Here is a 17,715-nt window from a genome sequence, read left to right on the forward strand (position 1 = left end):
CCATGAATCATCCTACGCTGAACTACGTATCCTGCCCGGCAGTTGCCGGGCGTGCCTCACCCTGGAGCCGTACTGCCAGCCCGGCTGCTCAAGAGAATGCGTCGCACCGCATGGCCTATTGGGAATGGAATCGCACCGGCGATCCGAACCATCCCCATGTCGTGGTCTGCGTGCACGGCCTGTCGCGCCAGGGGCGTGACTTCGACGTGCTGGCCGAGCGGCTCAGCGAACGCGCCCGCGTGATCTGCCCCGACGTGGTCGGGCGTGGCGAAAGCGACTGGCTGCAGGATCCGGCCGCCTACCAGGTGCCTCTTTACGCAGCCGACATGCTGGCCTTGCTGGCCCAGGTGCATGCGCAGGCGCCCGTCGAACAATTGGATTGGGTGGGCACCAGCATGGGCGGGCTGATCGGCATGGCGCTTGCAGGCCAGCCGGGGCTGCCGCTGCCGGCGCCCATCCGCAGGCTGGTGCTCAACGATGTGGGGCCTGTCATCGAGTGGTCTGCCCTGGAGCGCATAGGTCAGTACCTGGGCAAGGGCGTGCATTTTGAAAATCTTGAACAGGCAGCCCATGCGCTGCTCTTGATTTCCGAAGGCTTCGGCCCACATAGCGAAGGGCAATGGTTGCGATTGACGCGACCTATGATGCGGCCGGCCGCCGATGGCGGCCTTGTCTTGCACTATGACCCTCAGATTGCAGTGTCCCTGCAGCAGATGACGCCCGAGATGGCCCAGGCCGGCGAAGCGCTGCTGTGGCAGCTGTATGACCAGATCAAGGCACGCGTCTTGCTAGTTCGTGGTGCGCAGTCCGATCTGCTGACTGCGGCCACGGCGCAGGCCATGGCGCAGCGCGGCCCGAAGGCGCATTGCGTGGAATTTGAAGGGGTGGGGCATGCGCCCACCTTCGTCGCAGCAGGGCAGGTGGCCTTGCTGTGCCGGTTCTTATGGGGAGAAGAGCGCTTGCCAAGCACCATGAATCTTGCCGAGCAGGCCAGGGGGAGTGACGAATGAAGACCGCCAGCAGCGAGGCCGCCGTGCAGGCGCCTTCGCCCGCCGCAGCCGCGCCGGGCCAGGTGCCGGCGGTGCTGCCGCACCTGATCACGGCCACGTCGCAGACCCTGCCCGAACAGGTCAACGCGCTGGCCCGCGCGCGCAGCTTTGCCGAGCCGCTGATCGCCACCGAGACCATGGAGTCCGGCGAGAACACGATGGCCCATGCCGATGCGGTGGCCGCCATCCTCAAGACCATCGGTGGCTCCGAAACGATGCAGGCGGCGATCTATCTGGTGCATGCCAGCGTGCACCTGAATCGCCCGCAGGAAGTGATCGCCAAGGCCTTTGGCGAGAATTTCGCCACCCTGGCGGTGGAAACCAACAAGCTCATGCGCGTGCAGCAGCAGGCGCGCGGCGCCGAGCTGGGCGGCCAGTATCTGGACGATGAGGCCACGCAGACCGAGAACGTGCGCAAGATGCTGCTGGGCTTCTCGCGCGATCTGCGCGTCGTGCTGCTGCGGCTGGCCTCGCGCCTGCAGACGCTGCGCTACTACGCGGCCAGCAAGCGCCCGGTCTCTCCCGGCATTGCGCGCGAGGCGCTGACGGTGTTCGCGCCGCTGGCCAACCGCCTGGGCATCTGGCAGATCAAGTGGGAGCTGGAGGATCTGTCCCTGCGCTTCCTGGAGCCCGAGACTTACCGTGAAGTGGCCCGCCTGCTCGATGAAAAGCGCGTGGAGCGCGAGGCCTACATGGAGCAGATGCGGGCGCGGCTGGAGGCCGATCTGCGTGCGCACAGCATCAGCGCCACGGTGCAGGGCCGGCCCAAGCACATCTACAGCATCGTCAAGAAGATGCGCGGCAAGTCGCTGAACTTCGACCAGGTCTTCGACATCCGCGCCATGCGTGTCGTCGTGCCCACGATCAAGGACTGCTACGCCACCCTGTCCTGGGTGCATGAGCAGTTCACGCCCATCGAGGCGGAGTTCGACGACTACATCGCCAAGCCCAAGCCCAACGGCTACCAGTCGCTGCACACCGTGGTGCGCGACGAGACGGGCCGTGCCATTGAGATCCAGATCCGCACCCAGGCCATGCACGACCATGCCGAGCACGGCGTGGCGGCCCACTGGGCCTACAAGGAGGCGGGCACCAAGGGATACGCGGGCGTCACCGCCAGCAGCGAGTACGACGCCAAGATCGCCGTGCTGCGCCAGCTGCTGGCCTGGGGCAGCGACCTGGCGGGCGCGCACCATCGCGGCCTGTTCGAGGATCGCATCTACGTGCTCACCCCCGATGCGGCGGTCATCGAGCTGCCGCAGGGCGCAACGCCCGTGGACTTTGCCTACTCGGTGCACACCAGCCTGGGCCACCGCTGCCGCGGCGCGCGCGTGGACGGCGCCATGGTGCCGCTGAACACACCGCTGCAAAACGGCCAGACCGTAGAGATCACCACGGTCAAGGAAGGCCGCCCCTCGCGCGACTGGCTCAACGCCGACCTCGGCTACCTGACCAGCAACCGTGCCAAGGCCAAGGTGCGTGCCTGGTTCAATGCCCAGGCCACGCACGAGACCGTGGCGCGCGGCCGCGAGGCGGTCGAGAAACTGCTGCAGCGCGAGGGCAAGACCGCCGTCAAGCTGGAGGAGCTGGCGGTGCAGCTCGGCTTCAAATCGGCCGATGCCTTGTTCGAAGTCGTCGGCAAGGATGAATACTCGCTGCGCAACATCGAGACCGTGCTGCGACCGGTCGAGGCGGAGGAAGAAGTCGAGGAATTCTCCCCGGTGCGCAAGGCGCGCGGCACGGACTCGCCCAAGGGTGGCGTGCTGGTCGTTGGCGTGGACTCGCTGATGACCCAGCTGGCCAAGTGCTGCAAGCCTGCGCCGCCGGACGACATCCGGGGCTTCGTCACGCGCGGCAAGGGCGTGAGCGTGCACCGCTCCGACTGCTCCAACTTCCGCGAGATGGCGGCGCGCAATTCCGAGCGCGTGATCGACGTGGCCTGGGGCCAGCCCAAGGCGGCCACCGTGGCTTCGGCCGTCTACCCGGTCGATGTGTCCGTGGAAGCGGCGGACCGGCAGGGCCTGCTGCGCGATATCTCGGAAGTCTTTGCACGCGAAAAGACCAATGTCATTGGCGTGCAGACCCAGTCCGTCAAGGGAACGGCCTGGATGACCTTCACCGTGGAGGTGGCCGATTCGGGCCGCCTGAGCAAGGTGCTGGGCATCGTGGCCGCCGTGGCGGGCGTGCGTTCAGCGCGGCGGCGTTGAGCATGTTCAGGCATTTTTGCCTGGAGGCTGAAAAAGCCGTGCTAGAATCGCTTTCTCGAACAAACACAGGCGCGTAGCTCAGCTGGTTAGAGCACCACCTTGACATGGTGGGGGTCGTTGGTTCGAGTCCAATCGCGCCTACCAATTTTCCATTGCCAGATGGAATGCAAAAAGCCTTCTGATCACTCAGAAGGCTTTTTTGTTTGTGCGTTCTCCCTGTGGTCTTGCCTTGGCCTGTCTTGTGATCGAACATGCATCACTTTGGGAGACATGGATGATCAAGACAGTTTCGCCCGAGGCGGCCGCGTCGGCCAGCGTATTGATCAACCAGCGCATTGCCGAGCTGGGCGGCTGGCGCGGCGAGGTGCTGGCGCATGTGCGCCGGCTCATCGTGCAAGCGCTTCCGGACGTGGCGGAAGAGTGGAAATGGTCGGTGCCGGTCTGGTCGTGCAGTGGCATTCTGTGCACGGGCGAGGCCTACCAATCGGCCGTGAAGCTCACCTTTCCCAAAGGCGCATCGCTGGCCGACCCGCAGCACCTGTTCAACGCCAGCCTTGAAGGCAAGGTGCGCCGTGCCATCGATATCCGCGAGGGCGAGGAGATCGATGCGCAAGCGTTCAAGGACTTGGTGCGCGAGGCAGCCGCCCTCAACGAGGCGGCTGCCAGGAAGAGGTCGCCGAAAGGATGAAGGTCCCCGCTCAGGTGCCGATGCCGGCCTGTGCCTGCAGGTAGTCGTTTTGCAGCAGGTACATGCGGATGGCGTTGCGGTACTGGCCGTTGGCGAAGAACTCGTCGATCAGCACGCCTTCCTGCACGAAGCCTATGCGCGCGTAGATGTGGATGGCCTTCTCGTTCTCCTGGTCCACATGGAGAAAGATCTTGTGCAGGTTGAGCGTCTTGAAGCCATAGTCCAGCGCCAGCCGCGTTGCCTGGGCTGCGATGCCCTGGCCTTGCTGCTCGGGGGCGATGATGATCTGGAATTCGGCGCGCCGGTGGATCAGGTCGATCTCCACCAGCTCGACGAGACCGGCGCGATCGCCCTGGTGCTCGACGATGAAGCGGCGCTCGGTCTGGTCGTGCACGTGGGCGTCGTAGAGCGCGGAAAGCTCGTCGAAGGTCTCGTAGGGCTCCTCGAACCAGTAGCGCATGATGGCGGCATTGTTGTTGAGCAGATGCACGGAGCGCAGATCTTCGCGCTCCAGGGGTCTCAGGCGGATGCTGTGATTCATGCGCTCATTGTGCGAGAGCCGCGGTATCCGGCTGCAGGCCACGGATTACCAGCCGGTAGATCAGATCGGCCGCCGTGTCGTAGTCGTCGGCGGTCAGTTCCGGCCGGCCCAGCAGCAGCGCGAACTGGGCCTGCTGATCGGCATAGGCCTGGGTCACGGACCAGAGGATGAACATCAGGTGGGTGAAATCCACGCGGGCAATCTTGCCCTGCGCCACCCAGCGCTCGAAGGCCTGCACGTCCGCCGCCAGCGCCGGGCCCACCTGGCTCGCTATGGCCTGTCCGAAGCGGGGCGCGCCGGCCATCACCTCGCGCGTGAAGACACGGGAGCCATGGGGCCGCTCGCGCGAGGACTGCAGCTTGGCCCGGATGTAGATGCGCAGGGCCTCCGCAGGGTCGTCGCCCCGCAGCAGGTCGGACATGCCGGCCAGCCACTGCGTCAGCACGTCGCCCAGCACGCGCAGGTACAGCTCCTCCTTGCTGGCGAAGTAGTACAGCAGGTTGTGGCGGCTCAGGCCGGCGTCGTGCGCGATCAGTTCCAGCGATGCGCCTTCGAAGCCGTATTGCGCAAAGTGAAGCTCGGCCGTCTGCAGGATGTTCAGTTCCTTGCGCAGGCGTGCAGCCGTGGGTTTGCGCGTGGCCGATCGCGCCAGGGAAGGGGGCGCATTGTCAGAAAGGGTTGCCATTGCGCAGATGGTAAGTCGGGATAAGTGGCGCCATTTTGGTGCGATTGTCTGGCATCTTTCTTGCTGACGACTTTCTGGGTGATTTTACTGATTGGTAAATTTTTTCACCCGCGTAAATTCCGTTCCACCCCCAGTGCGCCCGACAAGAGGCGTCACTTACACATGCGAGGACCACGATGAAACCTCCGAAGACTGTGTTGTTGGATCCGGGGCCGTTCAGGAGTCCTTCCTGCGGCCCGCCTTGCGTTGTCCGAGATGGCCCGGCGTGCACCTGCATGCCGCGGCCCCTTTCACGCCCTCAATCCTGACTCTGGAGGATGCACCATGGATAGCCCCGCGCAACGCGCCTGCGGCATTGCCGCCGGCCGCCTGAACCTGGCCGATTACGCGGCCAATTTCTCCGACGCCCATCCCGCGCTGAACCGTTCCCAGGCCTTGATCGAGGCCGAGCGCTGCTACTACTGCTATGACGCGCCGTGCACCACGGCCTGCCCTACCAGCATCGATGTGCCGGCCTTCATCGCCCGCATTGCCCAGGACAACGTCCGTGGCGCGGCGCGCGAAATCCTCACGGCCAACCCGCTGGGCGGCATGTGCTCCCGCGTCTGTCCCACGGAGCAGCTGTGCGAGCAGGCCTGCGTGCGCAACACCCAGGAGGACAAGCCGGTCGAAATTGGTGCACTGCAACGCTATGCGACCGATGCCTTCATGGCCTCCGATGGTGCACCGCTGTTCCAGCGTGCCGCCGCCACGGGCCGCAAGGTGGCCGTGGTCGGGGCTGGCCCTGCCGGCCTGACATGCGCGCACCAACTGGCCCTGCAGGGCCATGAGGTGGTGCTGTTCGATGCCCGGCCCAAGCTGGGCGGGCTCAATGAATACGGCCTGGCCAGCTACAAGACTCCCGGCGATTTTGCGCAGAAGGAAATCGACTGGCTGCTGTCCGTGGGCGGGATCACGCCGCGCAACAACCAGCGGCTGGGGCGAGATTTCACGCTGGATTCGCTGCTGGCGGCGCATGACGCCGTATTTCTCGGCCTGGGCCTGGCGGGCGTCAATGCGCTGGGCACGGCCGAGCCGCAGGCCGAAGGCTTGCGCAATGCGGTGGACTTCATTGCCGACATCCGCCAGGCGGCCGACAAATCCACGGTGCCGGTGGGCCGGCGCGTGGTGGTGATCGGCGGCGGCATGACGGCGGTGGATGCATCCGTGCAGGCCCGGCTGCTGGGCGCCGACGAGGTCACCATGTTCTACCGCCGTGGCAAGGATGCGCTGTCCGCCTCCTGGGTGGAGCAGGAATGGGCGCAGACCCATGGCGTCAACCTGCGGCTGTGGGCCGCGCCCCAGGAGATCCTGGTGCAGGACGGCAAGGTCTGCGGCGTGCGCATGGCATGCACCCGCATGGAGGGCGACAGGCTGCAGGTGACGCAGGAGGTGTTCGACGTGCCGGCCGACATGGTGCTCAAGGCCATTGGCCAGACCTATGTCGCCACGCCGGCGGGCGCGGCCATTGCCTTGCGTGACGGCCGCATCGACACCGACGACGAAGGCCGCACCAGCGTGCCGCGCGTGTGGGCCGGCGGCGACTGCCGCGCCGGTGGCCAGGACCTGACCGTGCAGGCGGTGGAGCACGGCAAGGTGGCCGCGCGAGCCATGCACCAGGCGCTGACCAGCGCCGTGGTGGCCGGGGTTTGAGCGGCTGTGCCCGCGCTTTTCAAGGAGCATCGACATGGCAGACATCAGCAGCCGCTTTCTGGGCATTTCCAGCCCCAACCCGTTCTGGCTGGCCTCGGCACCCCCCACGGACAAGGAGATCAACGTCACCCGCGCATTCGAGGCCGGCTGGGGCGGCGTGGTGTGGAAGACGCTGGGCGAGGACCCGCATGTGGTCAACGTGAACGGGCCGCGCTACTCCACCCTCATGGCGCAGGACCGGCGCGTGATGGGCCTGAACAACATCGAGCTGATCACCGACCGGCCGCTGCGCACCAACCTGGAGGAGATGACCCGCGTGAAAAAGGCCTGGCCTGACCGCGCGCTGATCGCCTCGCTGATGGTGCCCTGCGTGGAGGAAAGCTGGAAACGCATCCTGCCCATGGTGGAGGACACCGGCGCCGACGGGCTGGAGCTGAACTTCGGCTGCCCGCACGGCATGAGCGAGCGCGGCATGGGCGCGGCCGTGGGCCAGGTGCCCGAGTACATCCAGATGGTCACGCAGTGGTGCAAGCAGTACAGCCGGCTGCCCGTGATCGTGAAGCTCACGCCCAACATCACCGACGTGCGCTTTCCCGCGCGGGCGGCCAAGGCCGGCGGCGCGGATGCGGTGTCCCTGATCAACACCATCAACTCGCTGATGGGCGTGAACCTGGACACCCTGGTCATGCACCCCAGCACCGATGGCCAGGGCTCGCACGGCGGCTACTGCGGCCCGGCCGTGAAACCCATCGCCCAGAACATGGTGGCCGAGATCGCGCGCGATCCGCAGACGGCGGGCCTGCCCATCTCGGGGATCGGGGGCATCACCACCTGGAAGGACGCGGCCGAATACATCGCGCTGGGATGCGGCAATGTCCAGGTATGCACGGCGGCCATGGTCTACGGCTTTCGCATCGTGCAGGACATGTGCGACGGGCTGTCCAACTACATGGACGCGCACGGCTTTGCGCGCATCGAGGACTTCCAGGGCCGGGCCGTGCCCACGGTCAGGGACTGGAAGGACCTCAACCTCAACCACATCGACAAGGCCGTCATCAACCAGGACAGCTGCATCCAGTGCGGGCGCTGCCACGTGGCCTGCGAGGACACCTCCCACCAGGCCATCACCTTCAGCAAGGAGGGCGGTGTGCGCCGGTTCGAGGTGGATGACACCGAATGCGTGGGCTGCAACCTGTGCGTGTCCATCTGCCCCGTGCCCGAATGCATCACCATGCGCAGCCTGCAGCCGGGCGAGGTGGACCCCCGCACCGGCCAGACGGTCACCGGGGAGTATGCGAACTGGACCACGCATCCGAACAACCCCATGCGCCAGGCCGTGACGGCGCAGGGCTAGAGGGGGCATTGCGGCAGGTCGGCGCACGGCCCGCATCCGGGCCGACCTGGCATGAAATGCGCTTGATGGAAAAGGTCAGACCCTGGATCAGCAATGGATTGGTGATTTCTCTCTTCGAGAAGGAGCTTCGCAATGTCGCATGCCCCGCATTCCGGTGAGTCCACAGGCAGCCTGTGGAACCACGACCTCGCACCCACGCTGCCTAGCCAGCGAACCTGGACCTGGTACCACTTCGCCGCCCTGTGGATAGGCATGGTGATGTGCATTCCGGCGTACACGCTGGCCGCCAGCATGATCACTAACGGAATGTCGTGGTCGCAGGCGGTGATGACGGTGTTCCTGGGCAATCTCATCGTGCTGATTCCCATGCTGCTCATCGGCCATGCCGGGGCCAGGTACGGCATTCCCTTTGCCGTGCTGGCCCGTGCCTCCTTCGGCACCCACGGGGCCAAGCTGCCCGCCCTGCTGCGGGCCCTGGTGGCCTGTGGCTGGTACGGCATCCAGACCTGGTTCGGCGGCATGATGATCTACACCCTGTTGGGCGTGCTGCTGGGCCATCCGCTGGAAGGAGAGAAGATCGCGGGCCTGGGCATCAATGTGGGGCAGCTGGTGTGCTTTCTGGTGTTCTGGGCGATCCAGTTCTACTTCGTGGTGCATGGCATCGAGTCCATCCGCAAGCTGGAGACCTGGACTGCGCCGCTCAAGATCCTGATCTGCTTCGTGCTGCTGGGATGGGTCTACCAGAAGGCCGGCGGCTTCGGCCCCATCATGGAGCAGCCTTCGCAGTACGCGCCGGGCGGCCCCAAGGCGGGCCAGTTCATGTCGGTGTTCTGGCCGTCGCTGACGGCCATGGTGGGCTTCTGGGCCACGCTGGCCTTGAACATTCCGGACTTCACGCGCTTTGCCAAGTCGCAGAAGGACCAGGTCGTGGGCCAGGCCATCGGCCTGCCCGTGCCCATGGGGCTGCTGGCCATGCTGGCGGTGGTGGTGACATCGGGCACCGTGGTGATCTACGGCAAGGCCCTGTGGGACCCCGTGGATGTCGCCAGCCGCATGACGGGGGCGGCCGTGCTGATCGCGCTCATCGTGCTGCTGATCGACACCGTGAGCGTGAACCTGGCGGCCAACCTGGTCGGGCCGGCCTATGACTTCTCCGCCCTGGCGCCCAAGAAGATCAGCTACCGCGTGGGCGGCTACATGACGGTGGCCATTGCCATCGTGATGATGCCCTGGAAGATCCTGGAATCGACCGAGGGCTACATCTTCACCTGGCTGATCGGCTACTCGGCCCTGCTGGGGCCGATCGCGGGCATTCTGATGGTGGACTATTTCCTGGTGCGCAAAAAGCAGCTGGTGGTGGAAGACCTGTACAGGGAAGAGGGCGTCTACCGCTACTCCAACGGCTGGAACTGGGTGGCCGTGGCAGCCTTCGCCCTGGGCGTGGCGCCCAACCTGCCCGGCTTCCTGCACGCGGCGTTCCCCGCTGCATTCCCGAACGTGGGTGATTTCTTCAAGCATGCCTATGACTACGCATGGTTCATCGGCCTGTTCATTGCCGGCGTGGTCTACCGCATCGGCATGGCAGGCCAGGTGACCAAGGGCGCACCCGCGCTGAGCAAGGCATAGGCCGGACCAACCAACAGGAGGCATGACGCTATGGGTCAATCACAGGGTTCGGTATGGGTGCGTGGCGGCACGGTGGTGAATGCAGACCGGCAGGAGAAGGCCGATGTGCTGTGTGTCGATGGGACGATTGCGGCCGTGGGGCCGGATGTGGCGGCCCTGGTGCCGGCCGGGGCGCAGGTGATCGATGCCTCGGGGCAGTTCGTCATGCCCGGCGGCATCGATCCGCATACCCACATGCAACTGCCCTTCATGGGCACGGTCACGGCCGATGACTTCTACACCGGCACGGCGGCGGCGCTGGCCGGCGGCACCACCAGCATCATCGATTTCGTCATTCCCGATCCGCAGGAGCCGCTGCTGGACGCCTACCGCAAATGGCGCGGCTGGGCCGAGAAGGCTGCGGCCGACTACTCCTTCCACGTGGCCGTCACCTGGTGGAGCGACAGCGTCCATGCCGACATGGGCACGCTGGTGCGCGAGGAGGGCATCAACAGCTTCAAGCACTTCATGGCCTACAAGAACGCCATCATGTGCGACGACGAAACGCTGGTGAACAGCTTCAAGCGCGCGCTGGAGCTGGGCGCCATGCCCACGGTGCATGCCGAAAACGGCGAGCTGGTCTACCTGCTGCAGCAGGAAGTGGCCAAGATGGGCATCACCGGGCCCGAGGGCCATCCGCTGGCCCGCCCGCCCATGGTGGAGGCCGAGGCGGCCAACCGCGCCATCGCCATCGCCGGCGTGCTGGGCGTGCCCATCTACGTGGTGCACGTCAGCTGCACCGAGGCGGCGCAGGCCATTGCCGCTGCCCGTGCGCGCGGCCAGCGTGTGTATGGCGAGGTGCTGGCCGGCCATCTGGTGATCGACGAAAGCGTGTACCGCGATCCCGACTTCGCCAAGGCGGCCGCCCATGTGATGAGCCCGCCCTTCCGTGCCAAGGGCCACCAGGAGGCCTTGTGGCAGGGCCTGCAGTCGGGCCAGCTGCACACCACGGCCACCGACCATTGCACCTTCTGCGCCGCGCAGAAGGCCATGGGCCGGGACAACTTCGCCAAGATCCCCAACGGCACCGGCGGCGTGGAAGAGCGCCTGGCCGTGATCTGGGATGCGGGCGTGAACACCGGCCGGCTGACGCCCAGCGAATTCGTGGCCATCACCTCGGCCAACACCGCCCGGCTGTTCAACATCTATCCGCGCAAGGGCCTGGTCGGCGTGGGGGCCGATGCCGATCTGGTCGTCTGGGACCCTGCTGCCACCCACACCCTGTCGGTCAAGACCCAGCATTCCAAGGGCGACTACAACATCTTCGAGGGGCGCACCGTGCAGGGCATGCCCAGCCACACCATCAGCCAGGGCGTGGTGGCCTATGCGCAGGGCGATCTGCGTGCCGAGATGGGCAAGGGGCGCTACATCAAGCGCCCGGCCTTCGGCCCCAACTTCGACGCGGTGCAGCGCCGCGCCGCCACGCTGCAGCCCACGGCCGTGGCGCGCTGAAGCCCGCATGACAAGGAGACCGCAATGGATACAGATACCCAAGTGAAGCAGGACATCGCGCAGCTGCGCGTCAACGGAAGCCGGCTGTGGGATTCACTCATGGAGCTGGCGCAGATCGGAGCCACGCCCAAGGGCGGCGTCTGCCGCCTGACGCTGACCGACCTGGACCGCCAGGGCCGTGATCTGGTGACCCGCTGGGCGCGCGAGGCGGGCATGACGGTGACCATCGACAAGATCGGCAACGGCTTCATGCGCCGGCCCGGGCGCGACAACAGCCTGCCGCCCATCATGACGGGCAGCCACATCGACACCCAGCCCACGGGCGGCAAGTTCGACGGCAACTACGGCGTGCTGGCGGGGCTGGAGGTGGTGCGCACGCTCAACGACCACGGCATCGAGACCGAAGCGCCCATCGAGGTGGCCTTCTGGACGAACGAGGAGGGCTCGCGCTTCGTGCCGGTGATGATGGGCTCGGGCGTGTTCGCCAAGGCCTTTACGCTGGAGCATGCCTATGCGGCCACCGATTCCGAAGGCAAGACCGTCAAGGGAGAGCTCGAGCGCATCGGCTATGTGGGCAGCCAGGAGCCTGGCGACCACCCGATCGGCGCCTACTTCGAATCCCACATCGAGCAGGGCCCGGTGCTGGAGGACAACGCCAGGACCATTGGCGTGGTCACCGGCGTGCTGGGCATCCGCTGGTACGACTGCGTGGTCACGGGCATGGAAGCCCATGCCGGCCCCACGCCCATGGCCCTGCGCAAGGATGCGCTGCAGGCCGCCGCGCAGCTCATGCAGGAAGTGGTGGCCTGCGCCCACCGCCATCCGCCCCACGGGCGCGGCACCGTGGGCATGGTGCAGGTCCATCCCAACAGCCGCAACGTGATCCCGGGCCAGGTCAAATTCAGCATCGACCTGCGCAACGCCACCGATGCCGACTGCGAAGCCATGGACGCCGACATCCGCGCCGTGGCCGATCGCATCAGCCGGGAGACGGGCCTGTCCATAGCGATCAACCTGGTGTCCAGCTACCCCGCCCAACCCTTCCATGCCGACTGCGTGGATGCGGTGGCGCGCGCCGCCAAGGCCCTGGGCTACTCTCACATGCCCGTCGTCTCGGGCGCCGGGCATGATGCGGTCTACATGGCGCGGCTGGCGCCGGCCGGCATGGTATTCATCCCCTGCAAGGACGGCATCAGCCACAACGAGATCGAGGACGCCACGCCGGCCGACATCACCGCAGGCTGCAATGTGCTGATGCACGCCATGCTGGAACGCGCCAAGGTGCTGTGATCGGAAAAACTGCGCAACTTGCCCGGAAGCCCTGTTTTGCACTGCTATACTTGCGGCTTCAACAAACGACAGGCGCGTAGCTCAGCTGGTTAGAGCACCACCTTGACATGGTGGGGGTCGTTGGTTCGAGTCCAATCGCGCCTACCAAACAAAGCAGTCTCACCAGGGGCTGCAGAAAATCCCGCTTCAAGCGGGATTTTTTTTTGCCCGTACGGCGGCAAGGCAGCCATTCGCTCTGTCGCATGCGTTGATCACCATCAGGGTTACTGCTGCGCCAGGTGCTGTGTGCGCTGCCTAGAATCTGTTGCAGTGCAATAGACCAATTGCCCGTACAAGCACGTACAAGAGGAGAAGCATTGCAATGCAAGAGACGACAACAGCCGCCGCCCCCAGCGCCCAGCGCGTGATCAAGAAATACCCCAACCGCCGTCTCTACGACACCAACACGTCCTCCTACATCACGCTGACGGAAGTCAAGCAGCTGGTGATGAGCAACGAGCCCGTGGTGGTCAAGGACGCCAAGAGCGGCGAAGACCTCACGCGCAGCATCCTGCTGCAGATCATTCTGGAAGAAGAGGCCGGCGGCGCGCCCATGTTCTCCGAGACCGTGCTGGCCAACATCATCCGTTTCTACGGCCATGCCATGCAGGGCTACATGGGCTCCTACCTGGAAAAGAACGTGCAGATGTTCACCGACTTCCAGAACAAGCTGGCCGAGCAGGCCCAGGGCACCTCGCCCGAGGCCTGGAGCCAGTTCATGCGCATGCAGCCGCCCGCCATGCAGAACATGATGAGCAGCTACATGGAGCAGTCGCAGAACATGTTCACCCAGATGCAGGACCAGATGCAAAAGCAGACCGAGCAGATGCTGGGTGCGCTCGGGATCAAGCGCAATAGCTGAGCTTGCAGGGATAAGTTCAGGGGCGGTTTACCAAGTTCTCGCAGAACTGGGACAATATCGCCCCTATGACCCCCACGAGCGACGCAACAACCATGACAACCCCTGCAGGCGCGGCCGCTCCGCGCGTGGGCTTCGTGTCTCTTGGGTGCCCAAAGGCACTCACGGACTCCGAACTCATCCTTACCCAGCTCAGCGCCGAGGGCTACCAGACCTCCAAGACCTTCGAGGGCGCTGACCTGGTGATCGTCAACACCTGCGGCTTCATCGATGACGCCGTGCGCGAGAGCCTGGACACCATTGGCGAGGCGCTGGCCGAGAACGGCAAGGTCATCGTCACGGGCTGCCTGGGTGCCAAGGCGGGCAAGGATGGCGGCAACCTGATCCAGGAAGTGCACCCCAGCGTGCTGGCCGTGACCGGGCCGCACGCCACGCAGGAGGTGATGAACGCCGTCCACACCCATCTGCCCAAGCCGCACGATCCCTTCATCGACCTGGTGCCGGGCGCCTTTGGCGAGGCGGGCATCAAGCTCACGCCCAGGCACTACGCCTACCTGAAGATCTCCGAGGGCTGCAACCACCGCTGCACCTTCTGCATCATCCCTTCCATGCGCGGCGACCTGGTCTCGCGTCCCGTGGGCGATGTGCTCAAGGAGGCGCGTGCGCTGTTCGAGGGTGGCGTCAAGGAACTGCTGGTGATCAGCCAGGACACCTCGGCCTATGGCGTGGATGTGAAGTACCGCACGGGCTTCTGGGACGGCAAGCCGGTCAAGACGCGCATGCTCGAACTGGTGCAGACGCTGGCCGAGATCGCCGAGCCCTATGGCGCCTGGGTGCGCCTGCACTATGTCTACCCGTACCCCAGCGTGGACGAGATCATTCCGTTCATGGCCACGGGCCGCGTGCTGCCCTATCTGGACGTGCCTTTCCAGCACAGCCATCCCGATGTCTTGAAGCGCATGAAGCGCCCCGCCAACGGCGAGAGGAACCTGGAGCGCCTGCAGCGCTGGCGCGAGATCTGCCCGGACCTGGTGATCCGCTCCACCTTCATCGCGGGATTCCCCGGCGAGACCGAGCAGGAGTTCGAGCACCTGCTGCAGTTCCTGCGCGAGGCGCAGATCGACCGCGCGGGCTGCTTTGCCTACAGCCCCGTCGAAGGCGCTGCCGCCAATGAGATCCCCGGCATGCTGCCCCTGGAAGTGCGTGAGGAGCGCCGCGCGCGCTTCATGGCCGTGGCCGAAGAGGTTTCCACTGCGCGCCTGCAAAAGCGCGTGGGCCAGACCATGCAGGTGCTGGTGGACAAGTCCGTGGGCCTGGGCAAGAAGGGTGGCGTGGGCCGCAGCTATGCCGATGCCCCCGAGATCGATGGCCTGGTGCACCTGCTGCCGCCCGAGAAGGCCAGCAAGACCTACAAGGTGGGCGACTTCGTGAAGGCGCGCATCGTGGGCACGCAGGGTCACGACCTGGTGGGCCAGCCTGTGTAAGGCCTGCATTCGCATCCCTGAAAAGCGGGCAAGGTTTTCCTTGCCCGCTTTTTTTGTCCTTGATGGTCCAAGGCCTGATTTTGATCAAGGCGTTCAGGTCGCTTCGCTGAAATGCTGTACCTACTTTGACGCAAAGAAAGGATGGCGCGAATGAACAGGACCATGAAGGCCGCCGTGGTGCGGGAGTTTGGCAAGCCGCTCACCATCGAGGAAGTCCCGGTGCCCAGGCCCGATCCCGGCCATGTGCTGGTGAAGATCGAGGCCTGCGGCGTCTGCCATACCGACCTGCATGCGGCGCAGGGCGACTGGCCCGTCAAGCCCAATCCGCCTTTCATCCCCGGCCACGAAGGCGTGGGCTATGTGGCCGCCGTGGGTGCAGGCGTCACCCATGTGAAGGAGGGCGACCGCGTCGGCATTCCCTGGCTGTACACGGCCTGCGGCCATTGCGAGCATTGCCTGGGCGGCTGGGAGACGCTGTGCGAGCAGCAAAAGAACACCGGCTACTCCGTCAACGGCGGCTTTGCGCAGTACGCGCTGGCCGATGCCAATTTCGTGGGCCTGCTGCCCGGCAGCGTGGACCTGATCGAGATCGCACCCGTGCTGTGCGCGGGCGTCACCGTCTACAAGGGCCTGAAGGTCACGGACACCAAGCCCGGCAACTGGGTGGTGATCTCGGGCATCGGCGGCCTGGGCCACATGGCCGTGCAATATGCCAAGGCCATGGGCCTGAACGTGGCGGCGGTGGATGTGGATGACGACAAGCTGGCGCTGGCCCGGCGCCTGGGCGCACAGGTCACGGTCAATGCCATGACCACGGACCCTGCGGCCTACCTGAAAAAGGAGATTGGCGGCGCACACGGCGCCCTGGTGACGGCGGTATCGCCCAAGGCCTTCGAGCAGGCGCTGGGCATGGTGCGGCGCGGCGGTACGGTGTCGCTCAACGGCCTGCCGCCCGGGAGCTTCCCGCTGCCCATCTTCAACATGGTGCTCAGCGGCGTGACGGTGCGCGGCTCCATCGTGGGCACGCGGCTGGACCTGCAGGAGTCGCTGGATTTCGCAGCCATGGGCAAGGTCAAGGCCACCGTGTCCACGGACCGGCTGGAGAACATCAACGACATCTTTGCGCGCATGCATGAAGGCAAGATCGAAGGGCGCGTGGTGCTGGACCTGAACGCCTGACGCCTTGCCCACCCCAAAAAAACAGGCTTCCCTCGGGAAGCCTGTTTTGCATGGCGCATGCCTTACACCATGCGGCGGATGGGGCGCTTCTTCCAGACCAGCTTGTAGTAGGCGGTCTGCAGGCACAGCGTCAGGGTGTAGGACAGCGGAAGCGCCATCCAGATCCCCATCAGCCCGAAGCTGCGGCTCAGCCACCAGGCCATGGGCAGCTCCAGCACGGCGAGCACCGTGATGGTGATGGCCGTGGGAATGACCACATCGCCGCTGGCACGCATGATGGACGACAGGGCAATGAAGCAACCCAGCAGCAGGCCGCTCCACAGCACGATGTACAGCAGCTCGATGGCCAGCACCAGCACCTGCTCGTCGGTGATGAACATGCCCAGCAGCGGCCGTGCGAACAGGCTGCCGATCAGGGCCAGGGCGGCGCCCAATGCCAGGTTCATGCGGATGGCCGTGGCCGTGATGGCTCCCAGGCGCTCGCTGCGGCCCGCGCCGATGGCCTGGGCTCCGAGGATGGAGGCCGTGATGGCGACCGAGATCACGGGAAACTGTGCAAACGAGTTGATCTGGTTGACCGCGCCATAGGCGGCCGTGGCGCTGGAGCCGAAGCCGTTGACCAGCGACACGACGACCAGCCCGGCCATGGACGAGGCAATCATCTGCACGCCCGTGGGAATGCCCACGCGCAGGATGCTCTTGAGCAGGGTCCGGTCGATGCGCATGGCCTTCCACAGCGCGGCATTGGGCGCCAGCGGGCTGCCGATGCGGCGCAGCCGCCAGCCCAGCCAGGCCAGCGCCAGGGTGAAGCCCAGGATCATGGACACGCCTGCGCTGGCCACGCCCAGGCGCGGCAGGCCGGCCCAGCCCGCGATCAGCGCCGGGGTGCAGGCCAGGCCCGTGCCCGTGGAGATCAGCAGGGCCAGCATGGGCGAGACCGTGTCGCCCACGCCGCGCAGCAGCGAGGTGGCCAGCAGGAACACGAACAGCCCCGGCATGCCCAGCAGCACGATGCGCGAGTACAGCGTGGCCTGCTCCATGATGTCGGGCGGCGTGCCCAGCAATCGCATCAGCGGCTCGGTGAACAGCCCGCCGAACAGGGCCACGATGGCGCCGAACAGCAGTCCTATGCACATGGCCGTGCCCGCAATCGCGCGCAGCTTGTCATGCATGCGCGCGCCGTAGGCCTGGCCGATCAGCACCGAGGAGCCCGCGCCCAGGCCGATCACGAAGGCGATGAAGAGGAACATCACCGGAAAAAAGGCCGCGACGGCGGCCAGCGCCTGCACGCCCAGCATCTGGCCGATGAAGACGCTGTTGATGGTGCCCGACAGTGATTGCAGGATGTTGGCCAGCACCATGGGGCCCAGGAACACCAGAAAGGTGCGCCACAACGGCTGGCTGCCGGCAATTGGCGGCCCGCCGGGGCTGGATGCGGCAGGCGCGGCGGCCTGAGGCAGTGGTTCGGTTGGTTTCGTCATGTTGTGTCTGGTAATGCGACGAGAAAAGCAGTGAGGTCGGGCCGGGTCAG

14 protein-coding genes and 2 tRNA genes are annotated in these 17,715 nt (G+C 65.6%); 13 read left to right on the top strand and 3 right to left on the bottom strand.

Features of this window, described 5'->3' with window-relative positions:
• Nucleotides 1-2: 2 nt before the first annotated feature.
• The 4 genes from CLV01_RS13290 (at nt 3) to CLV01_RS13305 (ending at nt 3,944) form a co-directional block, all read left to right on the top strand.
• Nucleotides 3-1,010 (top strand): alpha/beta fold hydrolase, encoded by a 1,008-nt coding sequence (locus CLV01_RS13290; RefSeq protein ID WP_180288474.1) that lies wholly within the window; start codon nt 3-5, stop codon nt 1,008-1,010.
• Nucleotides 1,007-3,256 carry a RelA/SpoT family protein gene (locus tag CLV01_RS13295; RefSeq protein ID WP_099734112.1) on the top strand — a complete coding sequence of 750 codons (2,250 nt, stop codon included), beginning with the start codon at nt 1,007-1,009 and terminating at the stop codon, nt 3,254-3,256. Before CLV01_RS13290 ends, CLV01_RS13295 begins: the two co-directional genes overlap by 4 nt.
• Nucleotides 3,257-3,323: 67 nt before the next feature.
• Nucleotides 3,324-3,400 (top strand) — tRNA-Val (locus CLV01_RS13300).
• A 130-nt stretch (nt 3,401-3,530) separates the two neighbouring features.
• On the top strand, nt 3,531-3,944 hold the full coding sequence (locus tag CLV01_RS13305; protein ID WP_096915854.1) for a DUF1801 domain-containing protein: 414 nt from the start codon (nt 3,531-3,533) through the stop codon (nt 3,942-3,944).
• 10 nt (nt 3,945-3,954) lie between these two features.
• On the opposite strand, the gene speG is transcribed toward CLV01_RS13305, so the two are convergent.
• Together speG and CLV01_RS13315 are read right to left on the bottom strand one after the other, a co-directional pair.
• Nucleotides 3,955-4,485, bottom strand: coding sequence for a spermidine N1-acetyltransferase (gene speG / locus CLV01_RS13310; protein ID WP_012204707.1), 531 nt, complete (start codon nt 4,483-4,485; stop codon nt 3,955-3,957).
• A gap of 4 nt (nt 4,486-4,489) precedes the next feature.
• Nucleotides 4,490-5,170 carry a TetR/AcrR family transcriptional regulator gene (locus CLV01_RS13315; protein ID WP_013803152.1) on the bottom strand — a complete coding sequence of 227 codons (681 nt, stop codon included), beginning with the start codon at nt 5,168-5,170 and terminating at the stop codon, nt 4,490-4,492.
• A 324-nt stretch (nt 5,171-5,494) separates the two neighbouring features.
• Here CLV01_RS13315 and CLV01_RS13320 point away from each other — a divergent pair, with 324 nt between their 5' ends.
• The 9 genes from CLV01_RS13320 (at nt 5,495) to adhP (ending at nt 16,184) form a co-directional block, all read left to right on the top strand.
• Complete coding sequence (locus CLV01_RS13320) at nt 5,495-6,862, top strand: NAD(P)-dependent oxidoreductase (RefSeq protein WP_099734111.1); 1,368 nt, start codon at nt 5,495-5,497, stop codon at nt 6,860-6,862.
• 34 nt (nt 6,863-6,896) lie between these two features.
• On the top strand, nt 6,897-8,216 hold the full coding sequence (gene preA, locus CLV01_RS13325) for an NAD-dependent dihydropyrimidine dehydrogenase subunit PreA (protein ID WP_013803150.1): 1,320 nt from the start codon (nt 6,897-6,899) through the stop codon (nt 8,214-8,216).
• 132 nt (nt 8,217-8,348) lie between these two features.
• On the top strand, nt 8,349-9,842 hold the full coding sequence (locus CLV01_RS13330; protein WP_013803149.1) for an NCS1 family nucleobase:cation symporter-1: 1,494 nt from the start codon (nt 8,349-8,351) through the stop codon (nt 9,840-9,842).
• A 30-nt stretch (nt 9,843-9,872) separates the two neighbouring features.
• Nucleotides 9,873-11,333 carry a dihydropyrimidinase gene (hydA, locus tag CLV01_RS13335; protein WP_099734110.1) on the top strand — a complete coding sequence of 487 codons (1,461 nt, stop codon included), beginning with the start codon at nt 9,873-9,875 and terminating at the stop codon, nt 11,331-11,333.
• Between the two features lie 24 nt (nt 11,334-11,357).
• Complete coding sequence (locus tag CLV01_RS13340; protein WP_099734109.1) at nt 11,358-12,623, top strand: Zn-dependent hydrolase; 1,266 nt, start codon at nt 11,358-11,360, stop codon at nt 12,621-12,623.
• A gap of 70 nt (nt 12,624-12,693) precedes the next feature.
• A tRNA-Val gene (locus CLV01_RS13345) sits at nt 12,694-12,770 on the top strand.
• A gap of 214 nt (nt 12,771-12,984) precedes the next feature.
• Nucleotides 12,985-13,524 carry a polyhydroxyalkanoate synthesis repressor PhaR gene (phaR, locus tag CLV01_RS13350; protein ID WP_043819348.1) on the top strand — a complete coding sequence of 180 codons (540 nt, stop codon included), beginning with the start codon at nt 12,985-12,987 and terminating at the stop codon, nt 13,522-13,524.
• 92 nt (nt 13,525-13,616) lie between these two features.
• Nucleotides 13,617-15,005 (top strand): 30S ribosomal protein S12 methylthiotransferase RimO, encoded by a 1,389-nt coding sequence (gene rimO / locus CLV01_RS13355; RefSeq protein WP_016453016.1) that lies wholly within the window; start codon nt 13,617-13,619, stop codon nt 15,003-15,005.
• Between the two features lie 150 nt (nt 15,006-15,155).
• The gene (adhP, locus tag CLV01_RS13360; RefSeq protein WP_012204716.1) at nt 15,156-16,184 is read left to right on the top strand and encodes an alcohol dehydrogenase AdhP; all 1,029 of its coding nucleotides are present in this window, start codon (nt 15,156-15,158) and stop codon (nt 16,182-16,184) included.
• Between the two features lie 62 nt (nt 16,185-16,246).
• Here adhP and CLV01_RS13365 read toward each other — a convergent pair whose 3' ends face one another.
• Nucleotides 16,247-17,665 carry an MATE family efflux transporter gene (locus CLV01_RS13365; RefSeq protein ID WP_096915858.1) on the bottom strand — a complete coding sequence of 473 codons (1,419 nt, stop codon included), beginning with the start codon at nt 17,663-17,665 and terminating at the stop codon, nt 16,247-16,249.
• Nucleotides 17,666-17,715: the final 50 nt, after the last annotated feature.

This window comes from Delftia sp. 60 (assembly GCF_002754395.1).
GTDB lineage: Bacteria > Pseudomonadota > Gammaproteobacteria > Burkholderiales > Burkholderiaceae_C > Comamonas > Comamonas acidovorans.

Excerpts from the sequence above, each read along its gene's own strand:
- CLV01_RS13290 (WP_180288474.1), top strand. The coding sequence starts at position 3 with ATGAATCATCCTACGCTGAACTACGTATCCTGCCCGGCAGTTGCCGGG.
- CLV01_RS13295 (WP_099734112.1), top strand. The coding sequence starts at position 1,007 with ATGAAGACCGCCAGCAGCGAGGCCGCCGTGCAGGCGCCTTCGCCCGCC.
- CLV01_RS13305 (WP_096915854.1), top strand. The coding sequence starts at position 3,531 with ATGATCAAGACAGTTTCGCCCGAGGCGGCCGCGTCGGCCAGCGTATTG.
- speG (WP_012204707.1), bottom strand. The coding sequence starts at position 4,485 with ATGAATCACAGCATCCGCCTGAGACCCCTGGAGCGCGAAGATCTGCGC.
- CLV01_RS13315 (WP_013803152.1), bottom strand. The coding sequence starts at position 5,170 with ATGGCAACCCTTTCTGACAATGCGCCCCCTTCCCTGGCGCGATCGGCC.
- CLV01_RS13320 (WP_099734111.1), top strand. The coding sequence starts at position 5,495 with ATGGATAGCCCCGCGCAACGCGCCTGCGGCATTGCCGCCGGCCGCCTG.
- preA (WP_013803150.1), top strand. The coding sequence starts at position 6,897 with ATGGCAGACATCAGCAGCCGCTTTCTGGGCATTTCCAGCCCCAACCCG.
- CLV01_RS13330 (WP_013803149.1), top strand. The coding sequence starts at position 8,349 with ATGTCGCATGCCCCGCATTCCGGTGAGTCCACAGGCAGCCTGTGGAAC.
- hydA (WP_099734110.1), top strand. The coding sequence starts at position 9,873 with ATGGGTCAATCACAGGGTTCGGTATGGGTGCGTGGCGGCACGGTGGTG.
- CLV01_RS13340 (WP_099734109.1), top strand. The coding sequence starts at position 11,358 with ATGGATACAGATACCCAAGTGAAGCAGGACATCGCGCAGCTGCGCGTC.
- phaR (WP_043819348.1), top strand. The coding sequence starts at position 12,985 with ATGCAAGAGACGACAACAGCCGCCGCCCCCAGCGCCCAGCGCGTGATC.
- rimO (WP_016453016.1), top strand. The coding sequence starts at position 13,617 with ATGACAACCCCTGCAGGCGCGGCCGCTCCGCGCGTGGGCTTCGTGTCT.
- adhP (WP_012204716.1), top strand. The coding sequence starts at position 15,156 with ATGAACAGGACCATGAAGGCCGCCGTGGTGCGGGAGTTTGGCAAGCCG.
- CLV01_RS13365 (WP_096915858.1), bottom strand. The coding sequence starts at position 17,665 with ATGACGAAACCAACCGAACCACTGCCTCAGGCCGCCGCGCCTGCCGCA.